Consider the following 20656-nt stretch of genomic DNA (forward strand, 5'->3'; position numbering starts at 1 on the left):
AAGTATTGGTAAGTCTGATGACTTTGACCTGAGATTGATGTAACCACCTGATATGTCACAAGAAGACTCTTGGCGTTGGGCTGAATGACACAAAAGCCAATACTTGGTTTACCTCTCCCAAAAGAATGGCATCCCCAAAAAGCGTTCAATTAGCGTCAGAATCGAAATTGCTTTCCCCCATGTTTTGCCAGTTGCCATGACAGTGGAGTTGAATAGCTTTCTAGACTACCTCGGTAAGGCGGAATAGCCACAATTGGTAACAGATGTAACCGAAATAATCGAAATTTAACTGAATGGAAAAAAACGCTTGAGTTCAAAAAAGCGACTATGTTACCTTGCGCGACAATCTCGAACGTAGAGCTTTTCGAGACACACGCGGCGCAATGTTGAAGAAGTTGTCGTCGCACCGTAGGTACTAGGAAATGGTTTCCTAGTAGAAGGGCATTAATAGAGCTGTCTGGCTTCAACGAAGTCGGGGCATATTGAGGAACCCAACAGTGATTATGTATTACCTCCACTTCAGCTTCGTTTTACCAAACTGCAGTATTATTACTGAGCCTTGATCCATCCGATCACAAGAGACGCTTTCCAAACGTTTTAAAGCTGTTCCCCCACGACTTGATCGTGATGCTTTGCCGTACTTGTTTTAGCGCGCTCGAACACACTATGGTTTCCGCCGATATCGCATGACGTGATTCTGCGGGTATTTCCCGAACTTTCGGGGGTGTGCTCCACGACTCATCTGCTGAATTCCTCTTAACACAAGATTTGTGCGAAGGGACTGCTACACGCAAATTCTGTAGAGCGAGGGTGGTGAACATGGAAGATCAACAACAATGATTAACTTTCCTAACGAAACACAGGACAAGCTGGCGACGAGCCCTGTCCCGGTTTTACAAGGCCTTCACGACCTGACACCAGACGAACTGCTGCTGAGTCAGGAGCATTACGAATCTGAGGTTCGTTCTTATCCTCGCCGCTTGCCGGTTGCCATTGCAAAAGCGAATGGTGCACTGGTCGAAGACAGCCGCGGTCAGGTTTATCTGGACTGCCTCGCAGGAGCGGGGACTCTGGCACTTGGCTACAACCATCCTGAAATCAATCAAGCTTTGATTGAACAGCTTCACGCTGGCATTCCTTATCAAACGCTGGATATTACGACGCCAGCGAAAGATGCATTCATCCGTGAGCTGATGGCTTTTCTTCCACAGGACTTTGCTGAAAACGCGAAGGTTCAGTTCTGTGGTCCTTCCGGTGCTGACGCCGTAGAAGCGGCAATCAAACTCGCCAAACAAACCACTGGCCGTAACACTATTGCCGCGTTCCATGGTGCTTACCATGGCATGACTAACGGTACCATGGCGCTAATGGGTAACCTTGGAACTAAAGCGCGCCGTCAGGGTTTGATGGCAGATGTTCATTTCCTGCCTTTCCCATACGATCTGCGCTGTCCTTATGGCCTGCATGGTGAACAAGGTGCGCGCCAGGGTTTGCGTTACATCGAGCGTATGCTGGCTGATGACGAAAGTGGTGTGCAAAAACCTGCTGCTATTATCGTTGAGCCAGTGCAAGGCGAAGGCGGTGTAATTCCTGCGCCAGCGTTTTGGTTGAAAGAGCTGCGCCGTATTACCCAAGAGCACGGCATTCTGCTGATTTTCGATGAAATCCAATGTGGTATCGGTAAAACAGGCTCCCACTTTGCGTTTGAAGATTCAGGCATCACCCCAGACATTCTTTGTCTTTCTAAAGCAGTTGGTGGCGGTTTGCCAATGTCGCTGTTGGTGTTCGATAAAGAAATCGACACCTGGCGTCCGGGTGAACACACTGGCACTTTCCGCGGTAACCAGCTTGCGATGGTCTCTGGTGCGAAGGCGATGGAAATCATCCGTCGTGACAACCTCGCAAACCAAGCGGCAGTGACGGGAGAATACTTGCGCCGTGGCCTGGAAAAGATTGCTGAGAAAACGACTTGTATCGCGGAAGTACGTGGCAAAGGCTTGATGTTGGGTGTTGAGATTTGCGACCCAGAAGGTACTAAGAACAAATTTGGTGAACCTCAGTCAGCGCCAGAGCTTACCGTTGCGATTCAGCGTGCGGCGCTTGAGCGCGGGTTAATCATTGAAAAAGGTGGACGCGACGGCTCAGTGCTGCGCTTCCTGCCGCCAATCATCATCACTTTTGAGCAAATCGACTTCGCGCTGAAAGCGCTGGAAGACGCAATTGACTCGCTGGTTGAACCAAAACCTGTTTCTCAGCCGATGGACAGCATCCAGCAAAGCTGGCGCGAGCACTTCATTCATGTCGGCAAAAACGGCGCTGACGGCTTTGAGTCTGCAATGAATCAAAGCACCTTGGCACTGAAGAAACTGTTCGAGTCCACTGAGTCACCATACAGCGGTCTCGACCCTATGGTGCTGCAATCGCAGATCCGCCGCGCGCAATTGGGCGAAAACCCTCAGTCCTTGAGCGACGTAATCGAAGAAACGACAGATCTGATCGGCAAAAATTCGATCATCGTCCAGCATCCTCATTGCATCGCGCACCTACATACGCCGCCAATGCTGCCTGCTGTGGCTGCAGAAGCCTTTATCACTGCGCTTAACCAATCTATGGATTCTTGGGATCAGGCAAGTGCGGCGACCTTTGTAGAGCAAGAAGTCACTGACTGGCTGTGCAAGCGTTTTGGCTTTGACGAGCAATCAGACGGTGTGTTCACCAGCGGTGGTACCCAAAGCAACCTGATGGGTCTGCTGATGGCACGTGACCACATCATCAAACAAACCAGCGGTCATGATGTGCAGAAAGATGGTTTGCCGGAATATGCCGATAAACTTCGCGTGATTTGCTCCAAGAACTCTCACTTCACCATGCAGAAATCAGCGTCATTGCTGGGTCTGGGTGAAAATGCAGTCGTCTGCGTTGACACTTACACTGATGGAACTATCAGCATCGAATCAGCAGAAGAAGCGGTGACATCGCTCAAAGCTGAAGGTTTGATTCCGTTTGTGATCACCGGAACCGCGGGCACCACGGATAACGGATCTATCGATGATCTGGATGATGTGGCGGATCTTGCTGAAAAACACGGTCTGTGGATGCACGTAGATGCGGCATATGGTGGTGCGTTGATCCTGAGTCGCCACCACGCACGTCTCGAAGGTATCGAACGTGCAGATTCCGTGACTGTCGACTTCCACAAAATGTTCTTCCAACCAATCAGCTGTGGCGCTGTGCTGTTGAAAGACAAAGCGCACTTTGGCTATATCCGTCACCACGCAGATTACCTGAACCGCGAAGAAGACGTGCTGCCGAATCTGGTGGACAAGTCTATCGCGACAACCCGCCGTTTTGATGCGCTGAAAGTATGGATGACGCTGCAAAACGTCGGTCCACAGGCGCTGGGTTCCATGGTCGATCATCTGCTCAACCAGACGCAACAGGTTGCTGATTTGGTGAATCAACGTCCAGACTTTGAACTCTTGGCTGTGCCTTGTCTGTCTACCGTTCTATTCCGCTACACCGGATCGAACAAAGGGATGGATTTGGACTCGCTCAACAAGCAAATCCGTTTGGATGCCTTGGTACAAGGACGCGCTGTTGTGGGCGAAACCGTAGTCGATGGTGACATTGCGCTGAAATTCACGCTGCTCAACCCTTGTCTGTCTTTGAACGACTTTGAGCAACTACTCAACGAACTTGAAACGCTGGGCGGCGAAATCGCCAAGCAATCTCTCTAATTTTTTGCTGGGGGATTTGCCCAGCTGTTTTTTTGAAAGGAATTTAACATGGCAGTTCTACAAATTGGTGCAGGTGGTGTTGGTTGGGTTGTTGCGCATAAAGCAGCGCAAAACAACGATGTGTTCGGCGACTACACCATTGCATCCCGCACAGTAGGGAAGTGTGAAGCGATCATTGAGTCAATCAAAGGCCGCAACAACCAGAAAGATACCAGCCACAAGCTGGAAGCCCGTGCGGTTGACGCCGATGATGTGGAAGCGTTGGTTGCGTTAATCAACGACGTGAAACCGGATCTGGTGATTAACGCCGGTCCTCCATGGGTCAACATGACCATTATGGAAGCATGCTACCAAACCAAAACGTCTTATCTCGACACGTCTGTCGCGGTTGACCTGTGTTCTGAAGGTCAGCAGGTACCACAAGCTTACGATTGGCAGTGGGGCTACCGCGAGAAATTCGAAGAAGCAGGCATCACAGGTATTCTGGGTGCGGGCTTCGATCCGGGCGTAGTGAGTGTTTTTGCAGCTTACGCATACAAGCACCTGTTCGACGAAATCGACACCATCGACGTGATGGATGTGAATGCCGGTGACCACGGCAAGAAATTCGCGACCAACTTTGACCCAGAAACCAACATGCTGGAAATCCAGGGCGACTCTTTCTACTGGGAAGACGGCGAATGGAAACAAGTGGGTTGTCATACCCGTATGATGGAATTTGATTTCCCGCTGGTTGGCAGTCACAAAGTTTACTCTATGGCGCATGATGAAGTGCGTTCACTGCAAGAGTTCATTCCTGCTAAACGCATCGAATTCTGGATGGGCTTTGGTGACCGTTACCTGAACTACTTCAACTGCATGCGCGACATTGGCCTGCTGAGCCCAGACCCAGTCACTCTGGGTGATGGCACTGTGGTTGAGCCGTTAAAAGTACTGAAAGCTCTATTGCCAGACCCAACATCTCTGGCGCCGGGTTACACAGGTAAAACCTGTATCGGTACCTGGGTTCAGGGTAAGAAGGATGGTAAGCAGCGCAGTGTATTTGTTTACAACAATGCTGACCACGAAGTGGCTTACAAAGATGTTGAGCATCAGGCGATTGCATACACTACGGGTGTTCCGGCGATTACTGCAGCCCTGCTTTACTTCAAAGGCGAGTGGAATGGCAAAGGCGTATTCAACATGGAACAACTGGATCCGGATCCATTCCTAGAGTTGATGCCATCAATTGGTCTGGATTGGGGCGTTGAAGAGCTGTCACCAAGCGAGCCAGTTATCAACATCCTGAAATAAGCCAGCGTTAACGAATGCCTGCACAACAGAATCTGTTGTGCAGGCTTTTCTGTAGAGAAAGACCATGAATCCGACAGAATTGAAAACCCCTTATTTTCTGATTGAAGAAGACAAGCTGATTGAAAACCTCGAGAAAGCGAAACGCCTGAAAGATCTCTCCGGTGTGAAGCTGGTGCTGGCACTGAAATGCTTCTCTACCTGGGGTGTTTTCGACATCATCAAGCCGTACCTAGATGGCACGACCAGCAGTGGTCCTTTTGAAGTGAAATTAGGCTACGAAACTTTTGGTGGCGAAACCCACGCCTATAGTGTTGGTTACTGCGAAGATGACGTGCGTGAAGTCGCGGATATATGCGACAAAATGATCTTCAATAGCCAATCCCAACTCACTGCCTACCGCCATTTGGTGGAAGGCAAAGCCTCAATTGGCCTTCGCCTTAATCCGGGGGTCAGCTACGCAGGTCAGGATCTGGCGAACCCAGCCCGTAAGTTCTCTCGCCTGGGTGTTCATTTCGATCAGATTGATCCTGAGATTTTTGCATCACTCAATGGCGTGATGTTCCATATGAACTGTGAAAACAAGGATGTGGATGCGTTTGTTGGCCTGCTTGACGCCATCTCAGAGAAATTCGGCAGCTACCTCGATAAGCTTGAGTGGGTAAGCCTCGGTGGTGGTGTTTTCTTTACCTGGCCGGGTTACGACATCGAAAAACTGGCAGCTGCACTGAAAGCGTTCGGTGAGCGCCATGGTGTGCAGCTTTACCTTGAGCCGGGCGAAGCCATTATTACCAAGACGACTGACCTGGTTGTTACCGTGGTGGATATCGTCGAAAACGAAATGAAAACCGCGATTGTGGACAGTGCAACCGAAGCGCACAGATTGGACACGCTGATCTACAACGAGCCTGCTTCCATAGGTGAAGCAAGCGAGAATGGCGAGCACACCTATGTGATTGGCAGCTGTTCTTGCTTGGCGGGCGATCAGTTCTGCGTGGCGAGTTTTGACGAACCACTGAAAGTCGGTCAACGTCTGCACATCCTAGACAGCGCAGGTTACACCATGGTGAAACTGAATTGGTTTAACGGCCTTCGTATGCCATCAGTTTATTGTCAGCGCAGTAGCGGCGAAATCCAGCTCTTAAACGAGTTTGACTATCAGGATTTCAAACGCACGCTGTCGCAATGGTCGGTGAAGTGATTTTGCAGTCACACATGTCAGGGAGCTTCGGCTCCCTTTTTTCATCTTTACTGCAGGGAGTTTTTCGAGCTTGGTCTGAGTGTGAGTGATAAGTGCTTGGCATTCACGAAAGAAGTGTTTGAAAATCGGATGATTGTTGGAACTAATCGGTACACTGTTTGAAAGAGCAGTGTGGGCTAAGGAGGAGCAAATATGGTTGAACCGTTTCTATCTATCGTTGTGATAGTAGCTATTGTCGTCACAGCGAGAACCATCAGAGGTTATATTGCCTACCGAGCTCAGATTCATGAGCTTCAGATAGCTCAGAATGAAAACAATTCGGATGTATTGTCGACTCACGTTAAACAGTTAGAGTCGCGAATTGAAGTACTTGAAAAGCTGGTGACTGATCAAGGGTACGAGTTGGACAAAAAAATCCGCGCGCTTTAATTACTTCATTGCCATGTAGTGTTGCCTTTCCTCCGCGGTCATTTTTTCAATGGCATAGCGCAGCATAGTTCTGGGCATAACAGAAGCATGCTTATCCAGAAACGTGCGTAGCAGGGGAAGGTCCCTTTTCCCTAATTCCCGCAACATCCATCCGCACATTTTGTGTATTAAATCCTCTTTATCGTCTAGCAGCGTTTCCGCCAGCTTGATGGTGTCGTCAAACTGATTCAGCCTAATAAAAGGGAAGGTCGCCATCATGGCGATGCGCCTTTCCCAAAGGCTGTTTGACTCTGCCAGTGAATAGAGAATGTCGCGCTTTTTATCAACCAGATAGCCCCCGACAATATGGTGAGCAGAGCTGTCTACTAGATCCCAGTTATTGATTAGGTGAGTACGGGACAGGTAGAAATCAAAAATGACTTTTTGGAATTCAGAATCCGCTTTTTTGAATTGTTCGGAAAGCATCACCAGCGCCAGCAGTCTGATTTCATGCCATTCACTTTCAAGCAATACAGAGATGGTTTTGAGCGAGGCAGCCATATGGCGTTTGGCTAATGCCCTGACAACCGGCACACGGATCCCGATGAACTTATCACCTTCTGCATATTCTCCTGGCCCGGATTTGAAAAATCGACCTGAGTGTTCAGCGACCTTTTCGTCACCGAGTTGTTTGGCTTCTTTAATGATTTGATGCGCGTCAGTCATGTCCTTCCCTCCAGCAAGGACATTATAATGCCCAATACGCTAGCCTACTGATAAATTGGATAATTTCGTCTAAAAAAGATGACATGGATTCAGTTTGTGATAGCCCTCACCGTACAGTGATTAACTTGCTTTACTTCAAAAAATAACCCTACAACGCACCATGAATTATCAAGATTTAGTCAGGTTGCATCCAGTCTGACATTTCTCTGCTGGATACTTGTCGAGTCTTATCATGCTTGATGCATATAGTTGATGTGGCAGAAAAATTCGCTTTCCGTAAGAGATCTTACGGAGCGAGAAAATCGCTAAATACCAAAGGTCAACAACCCCTAAGAAGTAGAAGCGAAATAAGCTGCCAACCAATTATTTTGATAAGGACTTTAGAAGATGAAACAGACCGCTTTTCTAAGCGCGATGATCGCTGCAACCGTTGCTCTGCCAAGTGCGATGGCAATGAACCCGCAGCCTGATCCGCAAAACCCCGACGGTTATGTTGTCACCCGGGCAGAAGTGCAAGCCGCAGAGGCCGCACAAACCCAAGATCCGATGTACACCATTTGGGCGCAGGCATTGCGCACACGCACCAATGATGTGGTGGAAGCGATTTTACCGGGGGCAGCCAGTAACCCTGAAAACGTCAAACGTGTCGAGCGTGTTTTCCCAGAATCTGATTGGGATTTCCTGACCCAAATGGCAGCACCTGAATATACCTATACCCGATTCCTGCGTGCGATTGGTAAGTTCCCTGCGTTCTGTGGTGAGTACACAGATGGCCGTGATTCTGATGCGATTTGTAAAAAATCCATCGTGACTGCCTTTGCGCACTTTGCTCAGGAAACCGGCGGCCACATTGCCAAAGACAATTACTGGGACAACCCACTTGGTCTCGAAGAGTGGCAACAGGCGCTGGTGCATGTGCGTGAAATGGGTTGGTCAGAAGGGCAGGCAGGCTACACAGCGGGCTGCGGACAGAATGACTGGCAAAATAAGCGTTGGCCATGTGCGGCGGGGCAAGGCTATTTCGGCCGTGGTGCGAAGCAGCTTTCCTATCACTTTAATTACGGCGCATTCTCTGAAGTGATGTACGGTGGCGACGCAACCAAGCTGCTTAAGGAGCCCGGTCTGGTGGCGGATTCCTGGCTGAACCTAGCTTCGGCAATTTGGTTCTTCCTCACGCCGCAAGCGCCGAAACCCGCGATGCTGCATGTGATTGACCGAACCTGGGTACCTTCGCAGCGAGAGTTAGATGCAGGTATTGGCTACGGCTTTGGTACCACGATTAACATCATCAACGGTGGTATTGAGTGTGGTGAACAGAACAAAGATAAAGGCCAGCCGGTTAACCGTATCCGTTACTGGGAAGGGCTGGCGAAACATTTCAATATTCCAATTGAAGCTGATGAAAGCAACACCTGTTGGCAACAACTACCTTACGGAAGCCTGAACCTGCAAGGCGCAACTGATGTGCTTTACACCAACTGGGATGGTAACTGGAAATACTATGCTAATCGCCCGGGCGGTTATTCGTTCGAGTGTGAGCTGGTGGGTTACCAAACGGCTTACTCGGCGTTGGTAGAAGGCGACTACGAGAAATGTGTCAGCAACTTCTATGAATCCCATGCGGGTTGGCCTGTGGTTCGTGTTGTTGAAACCATTGATACCAATCCGGGAGATGGTTCAAACCCAGGGGATGGATCAAATCCGGGTGATGGCGGTACTCCATCGGATAATACCTGGGATGATAAAGCTGTTTACCTAACCGGTGACCGCGTCACGATGAACGGCGTAACATACGAAGCCAAATACTGGAATCAGGGTGTAAACCCAGAAACAGCAGGTAAGTGGGGCGCTTGGAAGGTCGTTGCAGGCGATACGACTGGTGGTGGTACATCAACTAACCCAGACACGGGTACCAACCCAGATGCAGGGACTGGCTCTGGTACAGACACAGGTGGTGACACCGGAACGGGTGGTGATGCAGGCTCTGGTGGCGACACTGGCGGTTCAAATCCTGATACGGGCACCACGCCAGATCAGGGTGAAACCACTTGGAGCGCGAGCACGGTTTACTTTGGTGGGGATCAGGTGTTGGTTAACGGCGTCACTTACCAAGCGCGTTACTGGACACAGGGTGATGACCCAGCTTCCGGTGCGCAATGGGGACCTTGGAAAAAGATTTAAACGTACTTTTTAACCAAGCTGCGTCCAGCAGGGCGCAGCTTGTCGAGAAGAATTATCCTGTTTTAAATGACCTGCCTCGCAGAATAAACCTAATATTAACTGCCAAAAATTCAGTGCATTGTGTTGTATTTTCTTGTTGATACAAGGTTCGTGGTCAAAAAATCAATGCACAATAATGTAAGCGTCTCACTTTTCGTCGGCGCACCATTCATTCTGACATTCCTGCCCTCAATAGTTGTCGTCTTGTGTATTCATGCATGCATATAGTCGTATTGTCCGCGCTATCAATAAAAGACCTCTAAATCGCCACGGGTTACAGCGAATCGCTGAGAAAATCAGCGCTGAGCGGTAACGCACAAAGAGCAAAAAAGCGCGAAGCAGGCACGTCGTAAAGACGGTTGCAGAAAAAGTTTTGATAAGGAATTTAAGATGAAACGAACGGCTTTATTTACTGCCATGTTCGGCGCGAGCTTCTTCGCTCATAGCGCAGTGACCATGGACCCTGTGCAAGATCCAAATAACATGAACGGGTTTGTGGTTTCCCAGTCTGAAATCAAGGCAGCGGAAGATGCGTTAACGTTGGACCCAATGTACGACACCTGGTCACAGGCACTGCGTACTCAACCAAACTCTGTGGTTGATGCGATTTTACCTGGAGCAGCAACCAACCCAGAAAACGTGAAGCGTGTTGAGCGCGTTTTCCCAGAAACAGACTGGAACTTCCTGACCCAAATGGCCGCACCGGAATACACTTACACCCGCTTCTTAAAAGCGATTGGTAAGTTCCCGGCTTTCTGTGGTGACTACACCGACGGTCGTGATGCAGATGCTATCTGTAAGAAATCTATCATCACCGCATTTGCACACTTCGCGCAGGAAACTGGCGGCCATATTGCAAAAGACAACGTGTCTGACAACCCGCTGGCGCTTGAAGAATGGCAACAGGCTCTCGTGCATGTTCGCGAAATGGGCTGGGCAGAAGGGCAGGAAGGTTACACCACAGGTTGTGGTCAGGATGACTGGCAAAACCGTCGTTGGCCTTGCGCAACAGGTCAGGGATACTTTGGTCGTGGTGCAAAACAGCTTTCCTACCACTTTAATTACGGCATGTTCTCTGAAGTGATGTTTGACGGAGATGCCACACGCCTGCTGAATGACCCAGCACTAGTGGCAGATTCTTGGTTGAACCTGGCTTCGGCAATTTGGTTCTTCCTCACGCCGCAGGCACCGAAACCAGCAATGCTGCACGTTATCGACCGTACCTGGAAACCTTCGCAACGTGAAATTGATGCAGGTATCGGTTACGGCTTTGGTACCACAATCAACATCATCAATGGTGGTATCGAGTGTGGCGAGCAAAACAAAACCAAAGGCCAGCCAGTTAACCGTATCCGTTACTGGGAAGGCTTGGCAGCGCACTACCAAATCCCAATTGAAGCTGACGAGAAAAACACCTGTTGGCAGCAAACGCCATTCGGCAGCCTGAACCTGCAAGGCGCTGCCGATGTGCTTTACACCAACTGGGATGGTAACTGGAAATACTACCCGGATCGTCCAGGCGGTTTCTCGTTCGAGTGTGAGCTGGTGGGCTTCCAAACCGCATACTCTGCGCTGGTACCGGGTGACTACGAGAAGTGTGTAACTAACTTCTATGGTTCACACGCTAACTGGCCAACCGTACGTGTTGTCGCTGATGCAGACAAGCCTTCTACCGGTACTCCGGGTGGCGGCGGTGAGCCAGTAGACCCGAATGCATGGGATGCAGGTAAGGTTTACAACACAGGCGATCGCGTGGTCGTTGCTGGTGTGACTTATGAAGCGGTTTACTGGACACAAGGTGATGATCCACTGCTGAGTGAAGCGTGGGGACCGTGGAAAAAGGTACTTTAAGGACGAATAAGTCTTAAAAATCAGCCGCGTGTTTCGATAAGGAATGCGCGGTTTTTCTTTTTATATCAGTAGGATAGATTGAAAATCTGGCGTGATGATTAAGAGGGAAAAAGCAGTTTTTCGAGGTTGTAATCTGTCAAAAGGTATCACAAAAAATTATAAATATCAGACTTGCCTGAAAAATTTCTGTGCCTATAATGCTGAAAACCGGAGCGTCTGCCAACGCTCCGGTTTTTTTGTGCCTGCTTTCTGGTTACGTAATGAACAATCTGCCAATTGATTCATACGTGGGAAAGCAATCTGTCCGAAAGGGCACATTGTCTAAATGATGTAAGGAAAGACAAATGCGTATCGAACAAGACTTGAAGTTGGGTTTCAAAGATGTACTGTTTCGCCCGAAACGTTCTACCCTAAAAAGCCGTTCTCAAGTTGAATTAACCCGCGAGTTTACCTTCAAGCACAGTGGCCGTCAATGGTCTGGTGTTCCTGTTATCGCTGCAAACATGGACTCTGTAGGTTCATTTGATATGGCGAAAGCACTGGCTGAACACGGCTGTATGACAGCAGTTCACAAACATTACACGGTTGAAGACTGGGCAGCGTTTGTCGCTGGTGCAGATGCGAAAGTGCTGAACAATGTGATGGTATCTACCGGTACGTCTGAAGCTGATTTCGTAAAAACCCAGGAAATCATGGCTCTGTCAGATGAGCTGATCTTCATCTGTATCGATATCGCTAACGGCTACTCAGAGCACCTGGTTGAGTACGTTGAGAAAGTACGTGCTGAGTTCCCAGACAAAGTGATCAGCGCAGGTAACGTAGTGACCGGTGACATGGTTGAAGAGCTTATCCTGGCGGGTGCAGATATCGTGAAAGTAGGCATTGGCCCAGGTTCTGTTTGTACAACCCGCGTGAAAACCGGTGTGGGTTACCCACAACTGTCTGCCATCATTGAGTGTGCGGATGCAGCGCACGGTCTTGGCGGCCGTATTGTCGGTGACGGCGGTTGTGCCTGTGCTGGTGACGTTGCAAAAGCGTTCGGTGGCGGTGCAGATTTCGTCATGCTGGGCGGTATGCTGGCAGGCCACGAAGAAAGCGGCGGCGAAGTGATTGAACAAGACGGTAAGTCGTTCATGAAATTCTACGGCATGTCTTCACAATCAGCGATGGACAAGCACTCTGGCGGCGTGGCGAAATACCGTGCAGCAGAGGGTAAGACTGTTATGCTTCCTTTCCGCGGTTCAGTTCACAACAGCATTGCAGATATTCTGGGTGGTGTGCGTTCAACCTGTACTTACGTAGGTGCGGCGCAACTGAAAGAACTGACTAAGCGCACGACTTTCATCCGCGTACAGGAACAAGAAAACAACGTATTCGGTAAAGAGTAAGTTGTTCGCATAGCGAAACCGCTAAAACAAGCATAATTTGAAAACGCCTCTTTTTGAGCCACGCCTTCGAATGAAAGGCAAGCCAAAAGAGGCGTTTTTGTATTTTGGAGTTGATGCTGGTTTGGAATTGCCTCTTTTCGTGCTAGGCCGATCTGCTCTAGCACGTTCTTGCCCCTTTTTAAGCTAGTCTCATTTCTAGCACAGCATTAAGAAGCCTACGCTTACCATACTTTTCCTAATTCTGAATACATAATTCACCCATATAATATGGTCTCTATTTTATATTGATTAAAAGCGGAATCTATCTCAAAAGTAAGTAGTAGAAATAGTTTTCAAAATCCAAATGTTTTTAATTCTTGGAGAGTTGCTATGAAAAACCTCTTATTATTTGCAGTTGTACTATTCGCTTCACAATCTAGCTTTGCGGAATCTGAGCCGAAGATAACCTACTCAGTAAATGGGATTAAATCAGCAATTTCACTTGGACCAGTGGAGACAAAAACTCAAAGTATAAAAACGGGTGATCACCATTGTGAAAGTGATTGCAAAGGAGAACCTACAAGAACGGCTTATCGAATTGACTACAGTGTCGATCCGGCGAAATACATTATCGTTGGCGTAAAACTTAACTGTGATGGTGGTGCATCTTGTAGTTTCAATCAAGTAAGAAATGTTAATCATTCTGAAACCGCCGCATGGGGCACTTTTGATGTCTGGTCAAGACCGAGCACTTGGACGTTAACCGTCGATGTGAGAAAGAAAAATATAGTGGATGGTGATGTCATTCAAATTGACAGTGATGAACTAAAAGCTGGTAAGTCGTTTATAGTGACCCACGATAAAGACACGTACAAAGATATTGAATTGGAGGCAAACATGCCTTTTGGCGTTCTTTTGATGAACCCTAAAAAACCCAACGAAAGGTATTTTGAACTTCTTGGCGAGTCTAAACTAGGGAATTCAGTCAGATACACAATACTCTTCAAAGGCTTATAGGATAGGTTTAGGATGGGAACAGACAACAATGGTAGCTCCAACGAAGAAATAACCAAATTCGACCTTGATGCACACAGAGCAATTGTCATGTGGTTGTTTCTTGCTACTTCCGTTATTACTGTTTTGGTTGCGGGTGCCCTTATCTTTTCAGGAACAACTGGTCAAAAGTTATTATCAATTTTACCAGTGGTTGTTCTTGCTGGAGTGCTGGGCGCCTTTGTTAGTGCTTTAAACCGAATATATTCCTCATCTTCAGTATTCCCCCTCGGGCGGTATAAAGAGCTAATGAAAGACATAAATGGCTATCTAATTGCCTATTCGTCAATCCCACCGCTCGTAGGAGCAATTTCCGCTACTGTGCTTTATGTTTTGTTTGCGGGTCAAATCATCACTGGCCCATTCTTCCCAACATTTGCATGCGAGAATGACGCTGGATGCAATGAGTTCCAAACTTTTCTGCAAGATTGGAGCCCCGACAAAGCACAAGATTATGCTAAAGCGATTGTTTGGGGCTTCATAGCTGGATTCAGCGAAAGATTTGTCCCTGATATTCTCAATCGGGTTGTTAATAATGCTAATGAAAAGGTCTAGAAAGGTGCTTCACAGGTTGAGAAGTTTTCAATGTCTGTTGATGATATTTAATCTTGAATATACACGATCTAGCCGACCGTAATGAGTTAGATTATCCCTAACTCAACTTATCCGAATTCGGTGGTTATAAACACAGTCACCAACTCATTCTTGTCCAAAAACGCACTGGAACTAAAAGCCAAACCCCGCAGGTTCAAAGCCAAAAATTTGTCGAAGAGTCCAAAACCAAAAACGCCACTTCTGATGAAGTGGCGTTTTGCTTTGAAGTTGGCGTTAACCTTTCTTCTTTTTGCTGATCTTTTTGGCTTTTTTGATCGCAGATTTCTTAGAAGCCTGCTTTTGGGCAACTTCTAGCGATTGGGCGGCTTTTAACGCCTTTTTCGCCTCTTTCAGTTTTTTCCCTGTTCTGCTTTCACTTTTTTCCGCTGCGTGAAGTTTTTCTACCGCGTGTTTCACCGCGGCTTGTGCGGCAGAGGTCGATTCTGATGCCTGTTTGGCTTCTTCTGAGCGTTGCTGAACCTTGAGCTTTAATTTGGCGACACTGACTTTCTTACTCATCTTTATTCCTTTTCTTAAGGCGCTTTAACAATTTGTGAATCCAAACGATTCACGACATCCATATCTTTGCCGGGGTAATCGAGTTGGCTGAGGAAATGACGCATACAGTTGAGGCGTCCGCGTTTCTTGTCATCGGAAAGAACCACTGTCCATGGAGCGTCTTTGGTGTGGGTATGGAACATCATGGTGTCTTTGGCTTTGCTGTAGTCATCCCACTTGGAAAGCGAGGCCAAGTCTACCGGACTCAATTTCCATTGTTTAAGCGGGTCATTTTTACGTGATTTGAATCGGTGGAACTGTTCTTCCTGACTCACGGAGAACCAATACTTGAATAGCTTGATACCACTGTTGGTGAGCATGCGCTCTAGCTCCGGAGCCTGTCGTAGAAATTCGAGGTACTCGTTGTCGTCACAAAAACCCATCACCTTTTCAACGCCAGCGCGGTTATACCAGGAGCGGTCAAACAAGATGATTTCGCCCTTGGTTGGGAGGTGTTTAATGTAACGTTGGAAGTACCATTGGTTGCGTTCTCGGGCATTGGGTTTTTCCAATGCAATCACATGCGCCCCACGGGGGTTGAGGTGCTCCATAAAGCGTTTGATGGTGCCGCCTTTACCCGCTGCGTCGCGGCCTTCAAACACGATGACAATGCGCTGGTTGGTGTCTTTTACCCAGCCCTGCATTTTCAGCAGTTCGATCTGAAGTTCATGCTTATTTTTCTCATACTCCACCACGTTCATTTTTTTGCTGTAGGGGTATTTGCCGTCGGCATTCCATGCAAGGTTTTTCATTTTTTTATTCAGGTCGTATTGGAAAGAGTGGCTGTTATTCACTTCGATACCCGGGCTGGCATGTTGGGTTTGATGCATGTTTTGATGCTGCGTCATATTTTCCACTCCTTCTTGGGTTTGTTGCTGAAATAGCCAGCAACTCCTTTTGTCTATATATTGAGAAATATGTCAGTTAGGTTAATTATGCATGACGGCTTGGTGTAAATAAATGTTATTAATCTATGACTTTAATAACTAAAAATTATTGCCATGAACTTAACCCAACTGAAGCTTTTCAATGAATTAGCGCGGGAGTTGAGCTTTGTGAAAGTGGCTAAGCTGAACCACATCAGTCAGCCTGCCGTTAGTGTGCATATCAAGAAACTGGAGCATGCGCTTGGCCAGCAGTTGCTTTCACGTACCTCACAAACCACGCAGTTGACGCCGGAAGGCTTGCTGATTCTGGAAGACGTGAAAGAGATCCTGCGGCTGTGCGAGAACATCAAGGTTCGGTCTCATTACCATCAAGGTGTGATGGAAGGGCATGTTCGTGTGGCGGCAATACACAGTGTGGGCATGTACGAATTGGGGGATTTCCTCGCTTCATTTATGAAGACGTTTCCTAATATTCGGGTACACCTTGAATATCGTCACAGCGAAGAAATTTATGAGGATATTCAAAAAGAAAAAATCGATGTCGGCATTGTTGCCTATCCGCAAAATAGACCCACCATCGAGGCGATTCCTTTTTCTGAAGATCAATTGGTTTTAATTACCGGAAATAAACACCGGCTCTCCCATAAAAAGTCCATTTCTTTATCCCAACTTGAGCAAGAGCCTTTTATTGCCTTTGGGGAAGGGATCCGACCCGGGTGGCGATAGATGCGTTGTTAGGGAATCACAAGGTTAATGTGGATATCCGTATGACGCACAACAATATCTACACGCTGAAAAAAGCCGTTGAAGCAGAAGTCGGCGTGGCGATTGTGCCATCAGCAACTGTGGGTGAAGAAGTGGAAAGAGGCACATTGAAACGCATCAAGCTGAATGTGGAGGACACAAGGCGTCCGATCTCTGTGATCCGGTTGGCAGGAAGAAAGGGGAGTGCACCTGTTAACCTATTTGTTGAACGGCTTTTGGCCTTTTCGCGAGGATAAAAAAAGCCGCATGATGCGGCTTTTTGGGGCGTGTTAGACACAGTTAGATGGTGGTGAAATCGAACATGTCTACGGTGACATGATTCGCATCAAACTGCTTCAGTGTGATGACGGTGTTGTCGCCATCGAAGGTGATCACTGTGGATGCACCAACCTGTTCTGTATTGATTTGACTGAAGCGTGTGACCAGAGAACTGTCGATCTCAATGGTATCTTGGAAACGGTTAAAGTCTTGAATGGTGTCGTGACCGTCATTATTACGGAAGACGAAGACATCCTTGCCCAAACCACCAATCAGGTAGTCATCACCATTGTGACCCATGATACGGTCGTTACCATCTTGTCCAGCGAGTTTATCGTGACCAAGACCGCCCATTAGGATGTCATGCCCAGCACCCGCCCAGATGGTGTCGTTACCGTCATTGCCACCTAAATAGTCATTGCCGTTCTGACCGCGAATGATGTCGTCGCCAGTGCCGCCTTTAATGTTATCAGCACCTTCACCACCATCAATTTCGTCATTATCAGCGCCACCATCAATGATGTCGTTGCCAGTGCCACCGAAGATACGGTCATCGCCCAGGCTTCCGCGCAGGGTGTCGTTACCTTCACCGCCGATAATCCTGTCGTTACCGCGCGCGCCACCAAAGTTATCGTCACCGGCACCACCGTGGAAGTAGTCATCGCCCCAACCACCGTCGCCGTAGTCGTTACCATGACCACCTTGGATATAGTCATTGCCGTCGCCACCCCAGATACCATCGTCACCTAAGCCACCCTGGATTTGGTCGTCGCCGCCATCACCTTTAATGATGTCGTTGTCCGCACCGCCGTGAATGGTGTCATTACCCTCACCGCCGAGCAGCATGTCGTTTCCGCTGTCGCCGAAGATAACGTCGTTGCCGTTATCGCCATTGATGGTATCGTCGCCCGCATTACCATGAAGGTAGTCGTTATGATCGCCACCGCTGATGGTGTCATTACCTAAACCGCCATCGATGTAGTCGGTGCCGACTTCGCCATTGATGGTGTCGTTACCACCATTGCCGTAGATTTCGTCCGCGCCATAACCACCGTTGATCACATCATCACCGTCACAATCGCTGACATGATTAAGCACCACGTTGTCAATCAGCGCGCCGTAGCCATCAGCCTCGCCAATACCACCAAAGCTTACGGTGAGGCTAGTCGTGTCAGGTGAAACGGCAAACGTCGCATCGTGAGATTGGTAAATGCCATTTTGAATGCGATTTTGCAGGTAAATGTCATAGACAACTTCACCGTCTTGATCGGTGATAGTGACTTTGAATCCACTGGTTTGGTAATTGTCGCCTTTGATGCGGTTGCCGTAGTCAAAGGAGAAGGAGAATTCTGCGGCGCTTTCAACCGTGAGGTAGCTAACATTGACAGTCTGTTCGACCGTTTTACCTTGCGCCATGTCCAGTTCCATGACGGTATTGGTCTCTGAGTTCTTTGGTGCTCCAGCAAGCTGGCCTTGCTGCATTTCAACCGCGTTGCTGCCTACAGCTTGCCAGCCAACGAGTTCACTGTTGCTGACTCGCTCAAATTCGTTGCCGACGTTATCTCCCCAAGCTTCGAAGTTACCGTTCACCAACAGATTGATGGTGTCACCGTAAATTACGTCATGACCAGAACCACCATTAATGGTGTCGTCGTCGCAACCACCGGAAATCACATCATTGCCGTTGCCACCTTCGATGGTGTCGTTGTCATCACCTGCCCAAAGGTCATCGTCGCCATTACCGCCGATGAGAGTGTCATCGCCGGTGAAGCCTTCGAGTTTGTCGTTACCTTCACCGCCATGCATGTAGTCGTTACCAGCCTGACCGAACAACATGTCGTCGCCATCACCACCATACATAGCATCGTCGCCATCACCGCCAGCCAGCAAGTCGTTGCCTAAGCCTGCCCATTGGGTGTCGTTGCCGCTGTCGCCCCAGAGTTGGTCATCACCTTCTCCGCCGCGTTGAAGGTCGTGGCCGTCACCACCCCAAAGTACATCATTCCCCGTGCCACCGTTGAGCTCATCATCTCCAGCGTCACCGAACAGAATGTCGTTGTCTGCACCGCCATAAAGCACATCATTGCTATCACCACCGAACAGGCGGTCATCGCCATTTTCACCGTGCAAGATATCGCTGCCTTCTTGACCATAAAGGAAATCGTTCCCGTTACCGCCATACAGTACATCATCACCTTCGTTGCCTTCTAAACGGTCATTTCCTTCTTCACCGTAGAGAAAGTCGTTGGCGAAGCCACCGCGAACAATATCATCACCGTCACCACCATGTAGTTCGTCGTCATCCTTGCCACCCACGATGGTGTCGTTACCTGCGCCGCCATCTACATAGTCAGTACCATCATCAGCTCGAATAAAGTCATCGCCATCATGACCATAGATTTCTTCTGAGTCGTTAGTACCAATAATAATGTCGTCGCCATTTGTTCCATTGATAATGTTCGCCATTTACTTGCTCCTTTGTCCTTCAGGATGTTGCATCGGTATTTTTATGAGTTTTGATGCCATGTTTGTCGCCCAATATGACAGTTGGCGTGCGATTTTTCTCTCTGCTGGTTGGGCGGGCAGGAGTAAAATTAGCGAATGCTAATAAAGTGATGACAAAAAACTACTGATAAAAGTATGGGAAAGGAGGGATGCGCTAAATGCTTTGGTGAATTGGAGATGATGAAAACTTCGCCTGAATATAGTTATAACCATAGAGAAAGAGGGGGATTTCGGTTGGCGCTTTTCAAGGTTGCGCAGTTTCTTCTTTGTTCGGCAATAGAAGCGGTTCAGGCAAAAACAGTAAGGATTAAATTAGTATGAAAATTAGAGAATCTTAAAGTTGCATATGCTTATATACAGAAAACCTTCTCTTTTATGGGAATTTCTTTGCACCCCCAAGTGGACATGCGCTTGGCTTTTATCTTGAATGCGCTTAACGTTGTTGAGTTATCAAGGAGGAAACAATGTCAGAGTGTGATCAGGTCATTCAAGCGCTTAAAAAACAATTAAAATCACGGGGCGTGAACTACCAGGATGTCGCCAAAGCGCTCGGTCTGAGTGAAGGGTCAGTAAAACGGCTTTTTTCCAACGGCGGTAGCATGAGCCTTGAACGTTTGTCCGCGGTGTGCAATTTAATTGATTTAGAAATGACCGCGCTATTTAAGCTCGCTGAAGAGGAAAGCCAGAACCTTTCTTCGCTGACTTGGGAACAGGAAGAGCAGTTAGTGGCCGATAAAGCTCTGTTGCTGGTGGCAGTATGTATTACCAATGGTTACCGTTTCGAGCAGATCTTGAGCCAATATAACCTGAGTGAACCTCAGTTGATCCAAAAGCTGGCGCACCTTGACCGCATCAAGGTGATCGAGCTGATGCCGGGAAACCGCATCAAGCTTAAAATATCTCCCTCCTTCTCTTGGATTGCGGGCGGTCCGATTCAGCAGTTCTTCCAGCAACAGGTGATTAAAACCTTTTTCCGCACTCACTTTTCCAAAGACGATGAAAAGCTGGTGATGTCGACCGGGTTGATGTCTCTTCCAACCAATTACAAATTTCAGCAGCGCATTCAGCGTTTGGTGAAAGAGTTCTATGAGTCGTGCAACAGCGACAGTGATTTATCTATGCAGGAGCGCCACGGTACTTCCATGGTGATTGCGATGCGTCGATGGACATTTCCGCTATTTGATGAATTTGAAAACGAAGCCGGTTCAGAAAAAAGTCGCGCTGGGTAATACTCCT

General features: G+C 48.2%; 16 protein-coding genes. 12 read left to right on the plus strand and 4 right to left on the minus strand.

Going from position 1 to position 20656, the window contains the following annotated elements; all coding sequences use genetic code 11:
* Positions 1–836: 836 nt before the first annotated feature.
* The 4 genes from G5S52_RS09120 to G5S52_RS09135 all read left to right on the plus strand — a co-directional run bounded on the left by G5S52_RS09120 (position 837) and on the right by G5S52_RS09135 (position 6657).
* On the plus strand, positions 837–3737 hold the full coding sequence (locus G5S52_RS09120; RefSeq protein WP_165012932.1) for a pyridoxal phosphate-dependent class III aminotransferase: 2901 nt from the start codon (positions 837–839) through the stop codon (positions 3735–3737).
* 48 nt (positions 3738–3785) lie between these two features.
* Positions 3786–5030: a carboxynorspermidine synthase gene (locus G5S52_RS09125; protein ID WP_165012934.1), complete on the plus strand. Its 1245-nt coding sequence runs from the start codon at positions 3786–3788 to the stop codon at positions 5028–5030.
* Positions 5031–5094: 64 nt separating this feature from the next.
* A complete protein-coding gene (nspC, locus tag G5S52_RS09130; RefSeq protein ID WP_165012936.1) occupies positions 5095–6228 on the plus strand; it encodes a carboxynorspermidine decarboxylase in 1134 nt (377 codons plus the stop codon).
* Positions 6229–6420: 192 nt separating this feature from the next.
* Positions 6421–6657, plus strand: a complete 237-nt coding sequence (locus G5S52_RS09135) for a hypothetical protein (RefSeq protein WP_165012938.1) — start codon at positions 6421–6423, stop codon at positions 6655–6657.
* Here the strand turns inward: G5S52_RS09135 and G5S52_RS09140 are convergent, their stop codons facing one another.
* Entirely contained in the window at positions 6658–7362 is a 705-nt protein-coding gene (locus tag G5S52_RS09140; protein WP_165012940.1) for a DNA alkylation repair protein, read from the minus strand.
* A 387-nt stretch (positions 7363–7749) separates the two neighbouring features.
* Between G5S52_RS09140 and G5S52_RS09145 the strand changes: the two genes are divergently transcribed.
* The 5 genes from G5S52_RS09145 to G5S52_RS09165 all read left to right on the plus strand — a co-directional run bounded on the left by G5S52_RS09145 (position 7750) and on the right by G5S52_RS09165 (position 14408).
* Entirely contained in the window at positions 7750–9543 is a 1794-nt protein-coding gene (locus tag G5S52_RS09145; RefSeq protein WP_165012942.1) for a chitinase, read from the plus strand.
* Between the two features lie 429 nt (positions 9544–9972).
* Positions 9973–11433, plus strand: coding sequence for a chitinase (locus G5S52_RS09150; RefSeq protein WP_165012944.1), 1461 nt, complete (start codon positions 9973–9975; stop codon positions 11431–11433).
* 344 nt (positions 11434–11777) lie between these two features.
* A complete protein-coding gene (locus tag G5S52_RS09155) occupies positions 11778–12821 on the plus strand; it encodes a GMP reductase (protein ID WP_165012946.1) in 1044 nt (347 codons plus the stop codon).
* Between the two features lie 369 nt (positions 12822–13190).
* Positions 13191–13817: a hypothetical protein gene (locus G5S52_RS09160; protein ID WP_165012948.1), complete on the plus strand. Its 627-nt coding sequence runs from the start codon at positions 13191–13193 to the stop codon at positions 13815–13817.
* Between the two features lie 12 nt (positions 13818–13829).
* Positions 13830–14408 (plus strand): hypothetical protein, encoded by a 579-nt coding sequence (locus G5S52_RS09165; RefSeq protein ID WP_165012950.1) that lies wholly within the window; start codon positions 13830–13832, stop codon positions 14406–14408.
* 273 nt (positions 14409–14681) lie between these two features.
* Here G5S52_RS09165 and G5S52_RS09170 read toward each other — a convergent pair whose 3' ends face one another.
* Together G5S52_RS09170 and ppk2 are read right to left on the minus strand one after the other, a co-directional pair.
* Entirely contained in the window at positions 14682–14966 is a 285-nt protein-coding gene (locus tag G5S52_RS09170; protein ID WP_165012952.1) for a hypothetical protein, read from the minus strand.
* 14 nt (positions 14967–14980) lie between these two features.
* The gene (ppk2, locus tag G5S52_RS09175; protein WP_165012954.1) at positions 14981–15853 is read right to left on the minus strand and encodes a polyphosphate kinase 2; all 873 of its coding nucleotides are present in this window, start codon (positions 15851–15853) and stop codon (positions 14981–14983) included.
* Between the two features lie 153 nt (positions 15854–16006).
* Here ppk2 and G5S52_RS09180 point away from each other — a divergent pair, with 153 nt between their 5' ends.
* Positions 16007–16618, plus strand: a complete 612-nt coding sequence (locus G5S52_RS09180; RefSeq protein ID WP_438590716.1) for a LysR family transcriptional regulator — start codon at positions 16007–16009, stop codon at positions 16616–16618.
* A complete protein-coding gene (locus G5S52_RS24455) occupies positions 16609–16893 on the plus strand; it encodes a substrate-binding domain-containing protein (RefSeq protein ID WP_438590717.1) in 285 nt (94 codons plus the stop codon). The genes G5S52_RS09180 and G5S52_RS24455 overlap by 10 nt, the downstream gene beginning before the upstream one ends.
* A 43-nt stretch (positions 16894–16936) precedes the next feature.
* On the opposite strand, the gene G5S52_RS09185 is transcribed toward G5S52_RS24455, so the two are convergent.
* Positions 16937–19381 (minus strand): calcium-binding protein, encoded by a 2445-nt coding sequence (locus tag G5S52_RS09185; RefSeq protein WP_165012956.1) that lies wholly within the window; start codon positions 19379–19381, stop codon positions 16937–16939.
* A 503-nt stretch (positions 19382–19884) separates the two neighbouring features.
* Between G5S52_RS09185 and G5S52_RS09190 the strand changes: the two genes are divergently transcribed.
* On the plus strand, positions 19885–20649 hold the full coding sequence (locus tag G5S52_RS09190) for a helix-turn-helix domain-containing protein (RefSeq protein WP_165012958.1): 765 nt from the start codon (positions 19885–19887) through the stop codon (positions 20647–20649).
* The last annotated feature ends 7 nt before the right edge of the window (positions 20650–20656 follow it).

Origin of the sequence: Grimontia sedimenti (assembly GCF_011045095.1) — a bacterium.
GTDB lineage: Bacteria > Pseudomonadota > Gammaproteobacteria > Enterobacterales > Vibrionaceae > Enterovibrio > Enterovibrio sedimenti.